This window comes from Clostridium homopropionicum DSM 5847, assembly GCF_001263795.1.
Taxonomy (GTDB): domain Bacteria; phylum Bacillota; class Clostridia; order Clostridiales; family Clostridiaceae; genus Clostridium_H; species Clostridium_H homopropionicum.
Genome location: NZ_LHUR01000033.1, coordinates 1 through 15,474, shown reverse-complemented (window position 1 = coordinate 15,474; position 15,474 = coordinate 1). Strand labels below are relative to the sequence as shown.

At 31.5% G+C, this 15,474-nt stretch carries 12 protein-coding genes, 1 tRNA gene and 1 rRNA gene; all 14 read left to right on the top strand.

The features are described from left to right. Positions 1–55: 55 nt before the first annotated feature. The gene (gene tilS, locus CLHOM_RS13880; protein WP_052222293.1) at positions 56–1,447 is read left to right on the top strand and encodes a tRNA lysidine(34) synthetase TilS; all 1,392 of its coding nucleotides are present in this window, start codon (positions 56–58) and stop codon (positions 1,445–1,447) included. Positions 1,448–1,451: 4 nt separating this feature from the next. Further along, entirely contained in the window at positions 1,452–1,991 is a 540-nt protein-coding gene (gene hpt, locus CLHOM_RS13875; protein WP_052222292.1) for a hypoxanthine phosphoribosyltransferase, read from the top strand. Positions 1,992–2,057: 66 nt separating this feature from the next. Beyond that, positions 2,058–3,935 carry an ATP-dependent zinc metalloprotease FtsH gene (gene ftsH, locus CLHOM_RS13870; protein ID WP_139205672.1) on the top strand — a complete coding sequence of 626 codons (1,878 nt, stop codon included), beginning with the start codon at positions 2,058–2,060 and terminating at the stop codon, positions 3,933–3,935. 163 nt (positions 3,936–4,098) lie between these two features. Continuing rightward, positions 4,099–4,485, top strand: coding sequence for a thioesterase family protein (locus CLHOM_RS13865; RefSeq protein WP_052222291.1), 387 nt, complete (start codon positions 4,099–4,101; stop codon positions 4,483–4,485). A gap of 71 nt (positions 4,486–4,556) precedes the next feature. Then, on the top strand, positions 4,557–6,227 hold the full coding sequence (locus CLHOM_RS13860; protein WP_052222290.1) for a formate--tetrahydrofolate ligase: 1,671 nt from the start codon (positions 4,557–4,559) through the stop codon (positions 6,225–6,227). Positions 6,228–6,352: 125 nt separating this feature from the next. Further along, a complete protein-coding gene (locus tag CLHOM_RS13855) occupies positions 6,353–7,132 on the top strand; it encodes a type III pantothenate kinase (protein ID WP_052222289.1) in 780 nt (259 codons plus the stop codon). A gap of 8 nt (positions 7,133–7,140) precedes the next feature. Further along, positions 7,141–8,106 carry a tRNA dihydrouridine synthase DusB gene (gene dusB, locus CLHOM_RS13850; RefSeq protein WP_052222288.1) on the top strand — a complete coding sequence of 322 codons (966 nt, stop codon included), beginning with the start codon at positions 7,141–7,143 and terminating at the stop codon, positions 8,104–8,106. Positions 8,107–8,183: 77 nt separating this feature from the next. Next, positions 8,184–9,020, top strand: coding sequence for a hypothetical protein (locus CLHOM_RS13845; RefSeq protein ID WP_052222287.1), 837 nt, complete (start codon positions 8,184–8,186; stop codon positions 9,018–9,020). 160 nt (positions 9,021–9,180) lie between these two features. Further along, positions 9,181–9,660, top strand: coding sequence for a transcription elongation factor GreA (greA, locus tag CLHOM_RS13840; protein WP_052222286.1), 480 nt, complete (start codon positions 9,181–9,183; stop codon positions 9,658–9,660). Positions 9,661–9,708: 48 nt separating this feature from the next. Further along, positions 9,709–11,241 carry a lysine--tRNA ligase gene (lysS, locus tag CLHOM_RS13835; RefSeq protein ID WP_052222285.1) on the top strand — a complete coding sequence of 511 codons (1,533 nt, stop codon included), beginning with the start codon at positions 9,709–9,711 and terminating at the stop codon, positions 11,239–11,241. Between the two features lie 85 nt (positions 11,242–11,326). After that, positions 11,327–11,401 (top strand) — tRNA-Asn (locus CLHOM_RS13830). A gap of 288 nt (positions 11,402–11,689) precedes the next feature. After that, on the top strand, positions 11,690–13,081 hold the full coding sequence (locus CLHOM_RS13825; RefSeq protein WP_052222284.1) for a glycine--tRNA ligase: 1,392 nt from the start codon (positions 11,690–11,692) through the stop codon (positions 13,079–13,081). Positions 13,082–13,430: 349 nt separating this feature from the next. Continuing rightward, positions 13,431–14,810 (top strand): UDP-N-acetylmuramoyl-L-alanine--D-glutamate ligase, encoded by a 1,380-nt coding sequence (gene murD, locus CLHOM_RS13820; protein ID WP_052222283.1) that lies wholly within the window; start codon positions 13,431–13,433, stop codon positions 14,808–14,810. Positions 14,811–15,353: 543 nt separating this feature from the next. Next, positions 15,354–15,474: ribosomal RNA gene (locus CLHOM_RS13815) — 16S ribosomal RNA — on the top strand; the annotation flags it as partial.

The window sequence follows — 15,474 nt, the reverse complement described above, 5'->3', positions numbered from 1 at the left end:
ATAGCCTATATTTATGTTATAATATTTGATATATAATTCTATAGGAGTGTTATTTTTGGTAGATAAGGTAATCAATACAATAAAGGCTAATAATATGTTTCAGCCGGGTGATAAGGTTATAGTTGCTGTGTCGGGAGGTCCGGATTCTATTTGCTTACTACATATATTGAATGACATAAGGGAATCTTTAGGCATAATATTGGTAGCAGCTCATGTAAACCACTGCTTAAGGGGAAAAGATGCAGATGAGGATGAAAGTTATGTAAAGGAATTTTGCCGTGGAATTGGTATAGAATGTTTTGTATTGAGAGAAAATGTTCATGAGATTTCCAAGGAAAGAGGCATTTCTTGTGAGATGGCAGGGCGTGAGGTGCGATATAAATTCTTTTTACAATTATTAGGGCGAATAAATGCCCAGAAGATTGCTATTGCTCATAACTCAAATGATCAAGGAGAAACTGTCCTTATGAGAATAATAAGAGGAACTGGGCTAGACGGACTTGAGGGAATTAAGGCTGTGCGGGATAATATATATGTTAGGCCTATTTTGGATGTTACAAGAAAAGAAATAGAAGAGTACTGTCAGAAAAACAATTTAAATCCAAGAATAGATAAAACTAATTTAGAAAGCATTTATGCTAGAAATAAAATCAGGCTGGAGCTAATTCCATATATTCAGAACAATTTTAATCCGGATATTATTGATAGCTTAAATAGACTTGCAAGCATTGTTAGAGTAGATAATGAATATATTAATAACGTATCAGTAGAAGCTTACAAAAAATACTGTAATAAAAATAAGGAGAAGGTTATAATTATAAAAGATGCTTTTAAGCAGCATGAAGCTGTATTAGTAAGACTTTTGAGAATGGCGTTAAGAGAAATTAAAGGAAACTTATATAATTTTGATAAAAATCATATTCAGGATATTATAAACCTTCAGAAGGGAGAAACTGGAAAAAACATTGCTTTACCTCAAAAAGTAAGAGTAATAAATGATTACGGGGATATTCAAATTACCTCTGTTATAGAGAAAAAAGCCATTGTTTATGAAGAAGATCAGTACATATTAAAAGTAAATGAAAAAGTAACAATAAAGAATTATAATCTAATTGTAGATTTGAAAATTATAGAGAATAATAAAAAATTTAACTTAAAAGATAAGACCTTAGTAAAGTATTTTGATTATGACAAAATACATGGAGAAATAAAGCTAAGACATAGAAAAAATGGTGATAGATTTACTCCAATTGGAATGAAAGGCAGTAAAAAACTTAAAGATTTATTTATAGATTTGAAAATTCCAAAAGATGAAAGAGATATAGTGCCATTAATTACGTTTAATGATGAAATTGCATGGGTTATTGGGTATAGAATAAGTGATAAATTCAAGGTTGATACTTATACTAAAAACATATTGCAAATAATAATTGAAAGAGAGGAATAATATAATGCTAAATGACATGGAAAGAATTCTGTTAAGTGAAGAAGAGATAAAACAGAGAATACAAGAAATGGGTAATCAAATAAGTAAGGATTATCAAGGAAAAGATTTAATTTTAGTAGGAGTGCTTAAAGGTTCTGTTCCATTTATGGCAGATCTTATGAAAAGAATAGAAATACCTTGCAGCATGGATTTTATGGCTGTATCTAGCTATGGAAACTCGACAGAAAGCTCAGGGATTGTAAGAATATTAAAAGATTTGGATTTTGAAATTGAAAATAAGGATATACTTATCATTGAAGATATAGTTGACTCAGGAACTACATTAAAATATCTTAAAAAATATTTGGCATCAAAAAATCCTAAAAGTGTTGAAATAGCTTGTTTATTAAATAAGCCTGAGAGAAGAGCTGTGGAAATTGATGTTAAATATTTAGGATTCGAAGTTCCTAACTATTTCTTGGTAGGATATGGTCTTGATTATGCTGAAAAATACAGAAATCTTCCTTATATCGGGATTTTGAAAGAGTGTGTTTACAAAAAATAAATAACTACTAATATTGTAAAGGAAAAATTGATATGATAAAATCAAAAATAAAACTACTAGAAAGAGATGGGGGGCTTTGATGTGAAAAAGGTTTCGAGTGCAACAGCCTGGATTATCGTATTAATAGTTGTAGTATTGGCAGCATTGGCGTTAGTTGAAACTAATAAAAATGTAACTACAATTTCATACGATCAGTTTAAAAAATATTGGGTAGAAAATAATATATCAAGAATACAAGTAAAGCAAGATAGAAGAACCGTAATAGGAGAACTTAAAGATAAAACGCAATTTGAGACAATTGCTCCTGAAGGATTATTAATAGATGATTTACTAATTAAAAATCCTAACTCTTCAGTAGATGTAAGGTTTGAGCCTCCAACATCTGTACCAATTTGGGTTAACTGGCTTCCAACAATTGTTCTTATACTAATGCTTGTTGGATTCTGGTTTATGTTTATGCAGCAATCACAAGGCGGCGGTGGCAGTAGAGGAGTAATGAATTTTGGAAAAAGTAGAGCAAAATTAGCTAACCCTGATAAGCAAAAAATTACCTTTAAGGAGGTAGCTGGTGCTGATGAAGAAAAGGCTGAACTTGAAGAAATAGTAGATTTCTTAAAGAATCCTAAGAGATATTTAGATATGGGAGCTAGAATTCCTAAGGGAATACTTCTTGTGGGTCCTCCAGGAACAGGTAAGACTCTACTTGCAAAAGCAATTGCCGGGGAAGCAGGAGTACCATTTTTCAGTATATCAGGTTCAGACTTTGTTGAAATGTTCGTAGGAGTAGGTGCTTCAAGAGTAAGAGATTTATTCGAGCAAGCAAAGAAAAACTCACCATGTATTATATTTATAGATGAAATAGATGCAGTTGGAAGACAAAGAGGAGCTGGACTTGGTGGAGGACACGACGAAAGAGAACAAACTTTAAATCAATTGCTAGTTGAAATGGATGGCTTTGGAGTGAATGAAGGTATAATCCTAGTTGCTGCAACAAATAGGCCTGATATATTAGATAGAGCTCTTTTAAGACCAGGAAGATTTGATAGACAAATACTAGTAGGTTCACCAGATGTAAAAGGAAGAGAAGAGATACTTAAGGTTCATGTAAAAAACAAACCTTTAGCAGAAGAGGTAAATCTTAAAGTTTTAGCTAAGAGAACACCAGGATTTGTAGGTGCTGACTTAGAAAATTTAATGAATGAAGCTGCTCTTTTAGCAGTAAGAAACAATAAAAAACTAATAGGAATGGAAGAGCTTGAAGAGGCAGTAACAAGAGTAATAGCTGGACCAGAAAAGAAGAGCAGAGTTGTGGATGAAGAGGATAGAAAGCTTACAGCATATCATGAAGCTGGGCACGCTATCGTTATGAAATTCTCTCCTCATGCAGATCCAGTACATGAAATAAGCATAATTCCAAGAGGTATGGCAGGTGGATACACAATGCATCTTCCTGAAAAGGATGCATCATATACTTCTAGGTCTAAGCTTAAGGATGAGATGGTAGGTCTTCTAGGAGGAAGAGTTGCAGAACAATTAGTTTTAGGAGATATAAGTACAGGAGCTTCTAATGATATAATGAGAGTTTCTACAATTGCAAGAAAAATGGTTATGGAATATGGAATGAGCAAAAAGTTAGGAACTATAACCTTTGGAACAGGTCATGACGAAGTATTTTTAGGAAGAGATATTAATAAATCTAAAAACTACAGTGAAGAAATTGCATCTGTAATAGATCAAGAAGTAAAGGCTCTAGTAGAAGAAGCTTATGATAAAGCTGAAAAAATATTAAATGAACATATCGACATACTTCATGAAGTTGCTAATACCTTACTAGAAAAAGAGAAAATAGGAGCTGATGAGTTTAAAGCAATAGTAGAAGGAAAGAAAATAGAGGATTCAAATCCTTCAGAAGACTTGACTTTAGAGAAAAAAGAAGAAATATAAATTTATAAATATAATAAGTATAGAGTTTGTTAAAAGCTCTATACTTTTTGTATTTTTTTATTTATAATTATGGATATTAAGATGAAATAATTTAATAATTTTCGTGGTTTATGTGCAGAATATTGTAGTAAATGAAGTCAAATTATTAAAAAGGGGTGAAAGTATGGATTTTAATGTACACGAAGGAACAAAAGGAACTATGGAACTTGTTGTAGCTGATGAGCATTCTGCAAGCAAAATAGGATCAGGATTAGCTGATGTATATGCTACTCCTGCAATGGTTGCATTGATGGAAAATACAGCTCAAACTAGTATTAAAGATGATCTTCCAGAAGGATATGCGACTGTAGGAATAGAAATAAACGTAAAACATATTAAAGCAACTCCGATAGGAATGAAAGTAAAATGTGAATCTATTCTAAAAAAAGTAGAAGGGAAAAAACTACTTTTTGAAATAGAAGCCTTTGATGAAGTTGGTAAAATTGGTGAAGCTACTCACTACAGGTATATAATAAATAGCAAAGATTTTATGAGCAAAATTCAAAAATAACAATTGAGCAGGAAGACGTTTTCGCTAAGGAATCCGTATTCCTGTTAGTTTTTATTAAGGGGTGAAATTCATTGAAAAGTGATATTGAAATAGCACAAAGTGCTAAAATGGAGAAAATAGTAAACATAGCTGAGAAGTTAGGTCTTGATGAGGATGATATAGAACTTTATGGAAAATATAAATGTAAGCTATCCTTAGACATATTGGACAAGAAAAAAGAGAATAAAGATGGGAAGTTAATATTAGTTACAGCTATAAATCCGACACCAGCAGGAGAAGGAAAATCAACAGTTACAGTAGGACTTGGACAGGCTTTGTGCAAATTAAACAAAAATGCTGTAATAGCTTTAAGAGAACCTTCTTTAGGACCAGTTTTTGGAGTAAAAGGCGGTGCAGCTGGAGGCGGTTATTCTCAAGTAGTTCCAATGGAAGATATAAATCTACATTTTACTGGGGATATGCATGCTATTACTTCAGCTAACAATCTATTAGCTGCTGCTATAGATAATCATATACACCAAGGAAACGAGCTTAAAATAGATTCAAGAAGAATTATATTTAGAAGAGTAATGGATATGAATGACAGAGCTCTACGTAATATTGTTGTCGGAATGGGTGGAAAGGCAAATGGATTCTTAAGAGAGGATGGCTTCATGATTACAGTAGCATCTGAGATCATGGCAATTCTTTGCCTATCTAATAGTTTGATGGATTTAAAAGAAAGAATGGGTAATATATTAGTAGCCTATAATTTAGAGGGTGGACCTGTTTACTGTAAGGACTTAGGTGTACAAGGAGCTATGGCATTATTAATGAAGGATGCTATTAAGCCAAATCTTGTTCAAACTTTAGAAAATACCCCTGCTATAATACATGGTGGACCTTTTGCTAATATTGCTCATGGATGTAACAGTATATTGGCTACAAAAGTAGCTTTAAAGCTTGGAGATTATGTAGTAACTGAGGCTGGTTTCGGCGCAGATTTAGGTGCAGAAAAATTTCTTGATATAAAATGTCGATATGGAGAATTAAAGCCTGATTGTGTAGTTATAGTTGCTACTATCAGAGCTTTGAAACATCATGGTGGAGCATTGAAAAATGAACTTTCTGTACCCGATGTAGAAAAACTGGAAAAGGGTATAGGAAATCTAGAAAAGCAAGTAGAAAATATTAAAAAATACGGAGTTCCAGTTGTTGTAGCAATAAATAAATTTATTACTGATAGTGATGAAGAAGTAAAAGTAATAGAAGATTATTGCAATAAACTAGGCGTAAAAGTAGCACTAACAGAAGTTTGGGAAAAAGGCGGAGAAGGCGGTATTGAACTTGCACATAATGTTTTATCAGTTTTAGAAACTGAGAAGAGCAATTTTAAATGCTTATATGAAAAAGAATTATCTATAAAGGAAAAAATAGAAACTGTTGCAAGAGAAATTTATGGAGCTGATGGAGTACAATATGATAATAATGCTGAAAAACAAATTATTGAGATAGAGAGATTGGGATTAGACAAAGTGCCAATATGCGTAGCTAAAACTCAATATTCCCTATCGGATAATCCATCTCTTTTAGGAAAACCAAGTGGATTTAAAGTAAGTGTTAGAGAAGTTAGAGTGTCAAATGGAGCTGGGTTTATTGTTGTTTTAACAGGAGATATAATGACAATGCCTGGACTTCCTAAAGTTCCTGCAGCTAATAAAATGGATATTTTAGAGGATGGAGTAATAGTAGGTCTATTCTAAACTAACTTTTACTTGACAAATCATCACTAGTTGTTAAAATTAAATTGTCATTAGGATGTTTATTTTACTTAACTTAAAAGAGCAGTGATAAGCTGCTCTTATAATTTTATAAGGAGTGTATTATCGTGATATTTGTTCTAGATGCAGGAAATACAAATATTGTACTAGGTATATTCAAAGAGAAAGAATTAATTGTAGAATGTAGAATAGGAACTGACTCGAAAAGAACGGCAGATGAGTATGGAATACAAGTACTGGAATTATTTAATCATAACAAAATAGACGTAAAAGAAATAGAAGGAGTTATAATTTCTTCAGTAGTACCAAACATAATGTATTCTATTGAACATATGATTCGTAAATATTTCAAAGTAAATCCTATTGTTGTAGGGCCGGGAGTAAAAACAGGTATAAATATAAAATATGATAATCCAAAGTCTGTTGGAGCAGATAGAATAGTAAATGCTGTTGCCGCTCATGATATATATAAGAAGCCATTAATTATAATTGACTTTGGAACAGCGACTACTTATTGTGCAGTAACTAAGAAAGGAGACTATCTTGGTGGAGCTATTTGTCCAGGAATAAAAATTTCTGCAGATGCTCTTTTTGAAAAAGCTGCAAAGCTGCCTAGAATAGAACTTATAAAGCCTTCTCATATAATTTGTAAAAATACTGTATCAAGTATGCAATCAGGTATAGTTTATGGATATATTGGGCAAGTTGATTACATAGTTACTAAGATGAAAGAAGAAATGAAGAGCTTTGGTGAAGAAGATCCATATGTAATAGCTACAGGAGGACTTGCAGGGTTAATATTCCAAGAATCTGCAACTATTGATGAGGTTAACCCATTTTTAACCTTAGAAGGACTAAGAATTATATATGAAAAAAATAAAGAGTAGGGATTTTAATGAAAATAGCCAATTTAGATTTTAGCAATAATGTATTTTTAGCACCAATGGCTGGAGTAACAGACATAGCCTTTAGGGGACTATGCAAAGAAGCAGGCTGTGGGTTAGTTTATACAGAAATGGTAAGTGCAAAAGCCATTTATCATCAAAATAATAATACAAAACAATTACTTAAATTGAGTAACGAAGAAAAACCAGTGGCAGTCCAAATTTTTGGTAAAGAACCTTTAATAATGGCAAAGGCTGTAGAAGGTTTTAATAGTAATCAGGATATATGTTTAATTGACATTAATATGGGATGCCCTGCACCTAAAATAGTTAAAAATGGAGAGGGTTCCGCTCTTATGAAAAATCCTAAATTAGCAGCTGAAATAGTAAGAGAAATGAAAAAGGTCTCTACTAAGCCAGTTACTGTAAAATTCAGAAAAGGCTTCGATGATATGGACATAAATGCAGTTGAATTTGCAAAGGAAATGGAACAAGCTGGTGTGGACGCAATTACCATTCATGGTAGAACAAGAGCTCAAATGTATGAAGGAAAAGCTGATTGGGATATCATAAAAAGAGTTAAAGAAAGTGTCAAAGTTCCTGTTATAGGCAATGGGGATGTTTTTTGCCCAGAAGACGCTTTAAGGTTAGCTCAGATTAGTAAATGTGATGGAATTATGATAGCTAGAGGGGCTATGGGAAATCCTTGGATTTTTAAACAAATAAATGATCTTCTAATGGGGAAAGAAATAACTTACCCAAGCGATGAAGAAAAAATTGAAATGAGCATAAGACACTTAAATCTTGCAACTCATTATTTTGAAGAAGATAGAGCAGTAAGAGAAATGAGAAAACATATTGCGTGGTATATAAAAGGAATTAAAAACTGCACAAGTATTAAAGATAAGGTTAATTCGGCAAAGAAAAGTGAAGAGGTTATAAAAATATTAAATGAATATAAAAATTACTTACAGTAAAATTAGATTTAATATTAGTAATTTATTGTAAAACTATAGAATAGACTATTTTAAGAACAATAAAATAGGTGCAATAAATGAATAAGGTTTTATATGTGGATGCAATTTTGGATAAAGCATATAAAAGTAATACTTTTTTAGGAAGACTAAAGGATAATTTTTATAGAAGTTTTGAAGGTAAAAGTTACATAAGTGACTTGGATACTGTTATATACAAAGTAAAATTGCCGCCTAATTTTAATGAACAGGCATTTAAAAGAAATATTAATAAGATTAGAAAAAAATTTAATAATAATTATAATATATCAACTATGGCACTTAGCACTAATAGATTTTTAGACTATAATTTTTACACTGAGTTTCAAAAAAGATTCCTTGCATACAGCGTTGTAAAAAGTATACAATTACTCCTTAGAACTAGAAACAAGAGTATAAGAAAAAATTATATAGCAGTATATGATTCAACAGATATTATAAATAAGTATATAGTTTTAGAATTATGCAAAAATAGCAAATGCCTTATATTAGTATCGAATAATATGAGGGAAAATAGGGAATTATGTGATCATATAACTAGAGATTATGGCGTTTCACCAATTATTACAGATGATATAAAATATGTCTCTAAGCATTCGGATTTCATTATTTCATCAAAGCCATTGGAGTGTTTAGTTGAATGTCCTTTATGGTGCCTTGATAATATGTATATACCGAAAGAAAGAAAGGATATAGTTGTAAACAAGGTTACATATACAACTCCTTGGAACTTTGATGATTTAGAAATAACTTCAGAGTTGCTAGGAGGTATATTTAATAATTATAAGTATAAGGAAAAAGAACAAATTGATCAATTCCTTTATAACAATGGTATATTACTAAAGGATGCTAAATTTGAAAGTTTTAGAAACTTATAATTTATAAAAGAATTATATAAGATGAACATGGGAAAAAAAGGATGACCGTGTTGACATTGAAATACTACTGTTTTATAATAACTTAAATAACTTTGAAACCAGAAATAATTTAATTTAAAAAAGCATATTCAAATAAAATATATTCAAAGGGGAGTAAAACATGAGCGATTCAAAAAAGTTTATAATGACTGCAGAAGGTGTAAAGAAATTAGAAGATGAGTTAGAATATCTTAAAACAATAAAAAGAAGAGAAATAACTGAGAAGATCAAAGTTGCTCTTTCATATGGAGATTTAAGTGAAAACTCAGAATATGATGAAGCCAAGAACGAACAAGCCTTTGTAGAAGGTAGAATAGTTCAGCTTGAAAATACACTTAGAAATGCTAATGTAGTTGACGAAAGTGAAATATCTTTAGAGAGTGTAAGTGTTGGTTCTATAGTAAAGGTAAAAGATTATGATTTTGATGAAATCGTTGATTTTCATATAGTAGGTTCTGCAGAGGCGGATCCAATTAAAGGGAAAATATCAAACGAATCTCCTGTAGGAAAAGCTTTAATTGGCAAAAAGGTAGGGGATGTTGTTGATGTTCCAGTGCCAGATGGAGTAAGTAAGTTTGAAATATTAGAAATAAGAGTATAAAGTAGTTAGATAAAGAGGGTACAACTGAATAAATGGAGGGATGCACTTATGTCAGAAAAGCAATTGACTAAGGAAGAGATAAAGCAAAAAAAATTAGAAGAAAAGCAAGAACAGGAATTTAATGCCTTAATTAAAGAAAGAAGACAGAAGTTAACTAATCTTCAAGAAGCAGGCAAAGATCCGTTCGATGTATATAAAGTTGAGAGAACACATTCATCAAAGGATATTAAAGAGCGTTATGATGAGCTTGAAGGAAAACAAGTTACTGTAGCTGGAAGATTAATGTCAAAAAGAGTTCATGGTAAAGCTGGATTTTCTGATATACATGATAGATGTGGCAAAATACAGTTATATATTAAAGTAGATGATGTGGGAGAAGAAAAGCTAAAAGAATATAAAACCTTTGATATAGGTGACTTTGTATCTATAACAGGTAATGTATTTAAAACAAAAACAGGAGAAGTTTCTGTACATATTTTAGATTTTGAACTTTTAACTAAATCTTTAAAGCCGCTACCTGAAAAATTCCACGGACTAAAAGACCCAGATTTAAGATATAGACAAAGATATGTAGACTTAATTATGAATGAAGAAGTAAAAGAAACTTTTATAAAGAGAACAGCAATTATAAAGGCTATAAGAGAATTTTTAGATAATAGGGACTTCTTAGAAGTTGAGACTCCTATACTTTCTCCTATTGCTGGTGGTGCTGCTGCAAAACCATTTATAACTCATCATAATGCTTTAGATATCGATATGTATCTTAGAATTGCTACAGAACTTTACCTAAAGAGACTTATAGTTGGTGGCTTTGAAAGAGTATATGAAATAGGTAAAAACTTCAGAAATGAAGGAATTGATATAAGACATAATCCAGAATTTACAGCTATGGAGTTATATGAAGCTTATGCTGATTATAATGACATGATGGAAATTACAGAAAATATGATAGCTTATGTATGTGAGAAGGTTAATGGTACAACTAAAGTTATGTACGAAGGTACAGAAATAGACTTTACTCCACCATGGAGAAGAGTAACAATGGTTGACGCTGTTAAAGAATATGCTGGCGTGGATTTCAATGAAGTTAAGACAGACGAGGAAGCTAGAGAAATTGCTAAAGCTAAGGGAGTAGAACTTAAAAAAGAGCTTAAGGATTGTTCAAAGGGGGATATTCTAGTAGCTTTATTTGAAGAATTCGGAGAAGATAAATTGATACAACCTACCTTTGTATGTGATTATCCTGTAGAAAACTCACCTCTTACAAAGGGTAAAAGAGGCGATGCAGAATTAACTGAAAGATTTGAAGGATTTATTTATGGAAGAGAAGTATGTAATGCTTACTCTGAATTAAATGATCCTATTATTCAAAAGGATAGATTTATGCAGCAGCTTAGAGAAAGAGAACTAGGAGACGATGAAGCTTACATGATGGATGAGGACTTTATTAATTCCTTAGAAATAGGTATGCCTCCAACAGGAGGACTTGGAATAGGAATAGATAGATTAATAATGTTCTTAACCGATTCTCGTTCTATTAGGGATGTTATACTATTCCCAACAATGAAGCCTACAAAATAATAAAAAAACAATAAAAATTATATCAGTTTTACAATGAAGTGTTGCATTTTATTATAAAACTGATATAATGTTATTGTAATATTATTCCGCGATAGCTCAACGGTGGAGCACTCGGCTGTTAACCGATAGGTTGAAGGTTCGAATCCTTTTCGCGGAGCCATTTTATTTTTTTGAAAAATTTCTTGACATGTGATTATATTTTGATAAAATACTTTTAAGAAAACTTAAAATGCATTATGAAAAAGAAGATTAGTAGTAAGTCTTTTTTAGAGAGGTTGTGAATGGTGAAAACAACTAAAGGTTTATTATGAAGGGAGCTTTTGAGTGCACATTTTTATAAGGAGGGCTAATTGCCAAGAAGGGTGGAACCGCGGAATTTTAATTTCGTCCCTTTTAGGTAAAGTTAGGTCTTTTTTTATTTTCAAAATTATTTTAGGAGGTAATAAAAATGAGTTTTGAAAAAACTATGGATAAAGTGGTTGCTCTTTGCAAAGGAAGAGGTTTTATATTTCAAGGATCTGAGATATATGGCGGATTAGCAAATTCTTGGGACTATGGCCCTCTAGGAGTAGAATTTAAAAACAATGTAAAAAAAGCTTGGTGGAAAAGATTTATTCAACAAAGCCCTTACAATGTAGGACTTGATTCAAGCATACTTATGAATAGAGAAGTTTGGGTTGCATCAGGTCACGTAGGAGGTTTTTCAGATCCACTTATGGATTGCAAAGAATGTAAAGCTAGATTTAGAGCAGATAAAATTGTTGAAGAACATATGGCTTCAAAGGGAATAGATGATGTAAGTGCAGACGGGTGGAGTAATGAAGAACTATTAAAATATATAAATGAAAACAATATAGTGTGTCCTAAATGTGGAAAATTAAATTACACAGATATTAGAAGATTTAATCTTATGTTTAAAACATTCCAAGGAGTAACTGAGGATTCCTCTGCTGAAATATACTTAAGACCAGAAACAGCCCAAGGTATATTTATAAACTTTAAAAATGTTCAAAGAACATCTAGAAAGAAAGTTCCTTTTGGTATTGGACAGATAGGAAAATCTTTTAGAAATGAAATAACTCCAGGAAATTTTACCTTTAGAACTAGAGAATTTGAGCAAATGGAATTAGAATTCTTCTGTGAACCAGGTACTGATCTTGAGTGGTTCAAATATTGGAAGGATTACAGCTGGAAATTCTTGTTAAATTTAGGAGTTAATGAATCAAATCTAAGATTTAGAGATCATGGAGAAGAAGAATTATCTTTCTATAGTAATGCGACCTCTGATATAGAATTCTTATTCCCGTTTGGATGGGGAGAACTTTGGGGAATAGCTGATAGAACTGATTATGATTTGAAACAACATATGGAGCATTCAGGACAGGATTTAAGCTATTTAGATCCTAATACAAATGAAAAATATGTACCTTATGTTATAGAACCATCTCTTGGAGCAGATAGAGTTGCCCTTGCATTTTTAGTTAATGCATATGACGAAGAAGAGCTTGAGGGTGGAGAAGTTAGAACTGTTCTTCACTTACATCCAGCGTTAGCACCTTTTAAAGCAGCTATATTACCTTTATCTAAGAAGCTATCAGAGAAATCTTTAGAAGTATATGAAAAGTTAAGCAAAAAATTCAATGTGGATTATGATGAAGCAGGAAGTATTGGTAAGAGATATAGAAGAGAAGATGAAATAGGTACTCCTTACTGTATTACAGTTGATTTTGATACTTTAGAAAATGATACTGTAACAATAAGAGATAGAGACACTATGACTCAAATAAGATTAAAAATAGATGAACTAGAAAAGTTTTTAGAAGAAAAAATAGAATTTTAGTAAAAGAAAAGCTGCCCATTTGTCGGCAGCTTTTTTATATATAAAAAAAGCACCGGAATTTTTTTCCGGTGAAAATAAGGTTTAATTATGGGGATATGTTATGTCGCTAAATAAATTTGGGGAATCAAATTTTATTCTTTGACATGCTGAAAGTATAGCATAAGTAAAATAAAATATGCAATAGATTATGATGAAGTCTTTATTTTTTATAAATTCTAACAATTTAAAATATAAAGTAGGGTCAAAAGATTAATAAATATATACAATAAATTATGTAAAGTGTTATAATTTAAAAAGTGAAAAAAACAGACTAAGAAGGTATTCCAATTAATCTTTTGGAGGTTCTATTATGAAAAAAAATTTCAGTGAATTTAAAGAATTCATTATAAATAAAAAAGTTGCAGTTGTAGGAATAGGGGTAAGTAATATACCCTTAATAGATTTTCTATTTGAACTTGGAGCTAAAGTAACTGCCTTTGATAAGAAGGATATAAATGATCTAGGGGAAATTGGAGAAAAATTTATTAATAGAGGTATCAAATTAGAATTAGGAGAAAATTACCTAAGTAAATTAGAAGGATTCGATGTGATTTTTAAGACACCATCTATGAGAATAGATAACCCTGCTTTAGCTAAAGCAAAATCTGAAGGCAGCTACATTACTTCGGAGATGGAGGAATTTGTAAAATACTGCCCAGCTAAAATATTTGCTATAACAGGAAGCGATGGGAAAACTACTTCCACTACATTAACATATAATATTCTCGAGAAACAAGGATATAAAACTTGGATTGGAGGCAACATAGGATACCCTCTTTTTTCTAAAATAGAAGAAATAAAAAAGGAAGATAAAGTTGTCTTAGAACTTTCAAGTTTTCAACTTATGACAATGAAGCTTCCAATAGAGTGTGCTTTAATAACTAATATAACTCCTAACCATTTAGATGTTCATAAAGATATGGAAGAATATATTGAAGCTAAAAAGAATATTTTTAAGTTTCAAGATGAAGATTCTCTTTTAGTATTAAATAGAGATAATGAAATAACAAATTCCATTGTAAGTGAAGCTAAAGGAAGAGTAATGCAATTTAGTTTGAAAGAAGAGTTAAAAGAAGGTGCCTACTTTAAAGATAATAGTTTAATGCTTAATAATGTTGAGGTTTGTAAACTAGACGAAATTAAACTCAAAGGAATGCACAATGTAGAGAACTTGCTTGGAGTATTTTGTCTCGTATCAGAAGATGCAACTATAGAGAGCATGAGAAATGTAGCGATTACTTTTACTGGGGTAGAACATAGGTGTGAATTTGTAAGAGAATTAAATGAAGTAAAATTCTATAATGATTCCATAGCTTCTAGCCCTACAAGAACTGTTGCAGGTTTAAAATCCTTTGAAAAGCCAGTAGTTTTAATAGCTGGTGGATATGATAAACATATTCCTTTTGAACCTCTAGCTGATGAGGGATACGATCATATAAAATTACTTATTCTAATGGGAGCTACTAAAGAAAAAATTAAGATAGTTTTTGAAAATATAATGAAAGATAAAAAAATAAAAATTCCAATAGTTATTGTAGATAACATGGAAGAAGCAGTATATAAAGCAAAGGAATTATCTGAGCAGGGGGATATAGTTACCTTATCTCCGGCTTGTGCAAGTTTTGATATGTTCCCTAACTTTGAAGTCAGAGGTAACAAATACAAAGAAATTGTTATGAATCTTAAGTAGTAATGCATTTATATATTGATACTCCTCCTGGAGTATCAATATGCGAAAATCACAGGAATATATAAAAATTTAAAGAAAATAAGACTTATTTTAATATAAAATACAATAAGAATTTTACTAACATAAAATAGTTTTGATAAGATACTACTTGTCGTCACGAGAGCGATATAAAATAATCTCTAATTACCAATCGCTAGTTACTAGAGGAAACTTTGCAAAAGTAGAGATTAGAGACTAGAGATTAGAAATTAATAAAAAAAGTGTTGACAAACAAAAATTAAATTGATATACTGAATAAGCTGTCTGAGGATAGCGAAACGAATGGTCTTTGAAAATTAAACAGAATTAAGGTAAATAAATGCCAGTCAATAACTGTAATTGAGTAAGGATACTCAAAATGAAGTTATAGAGAAGCGAAGGAAACTCGCTCAGCGAAGCTGAGGAGTGCTCAAAGAGTAAGCGACTATCATCAAATCATAGATTTGAGATATCTGCTTAAGCGATTCGCACCAAATTATAAATTTGGGCTCTCTGCTTAACTTTTAAATTGAGAGTTTGATCCTGGCTCAGGACGAACGCTGGCGGCGTGCCTAACACATGCAAGTCGAGCGAGGGGAGTTCTTCGGAACAAACCTAGCGGCGGACGGGTGAGTAACACGTGGGC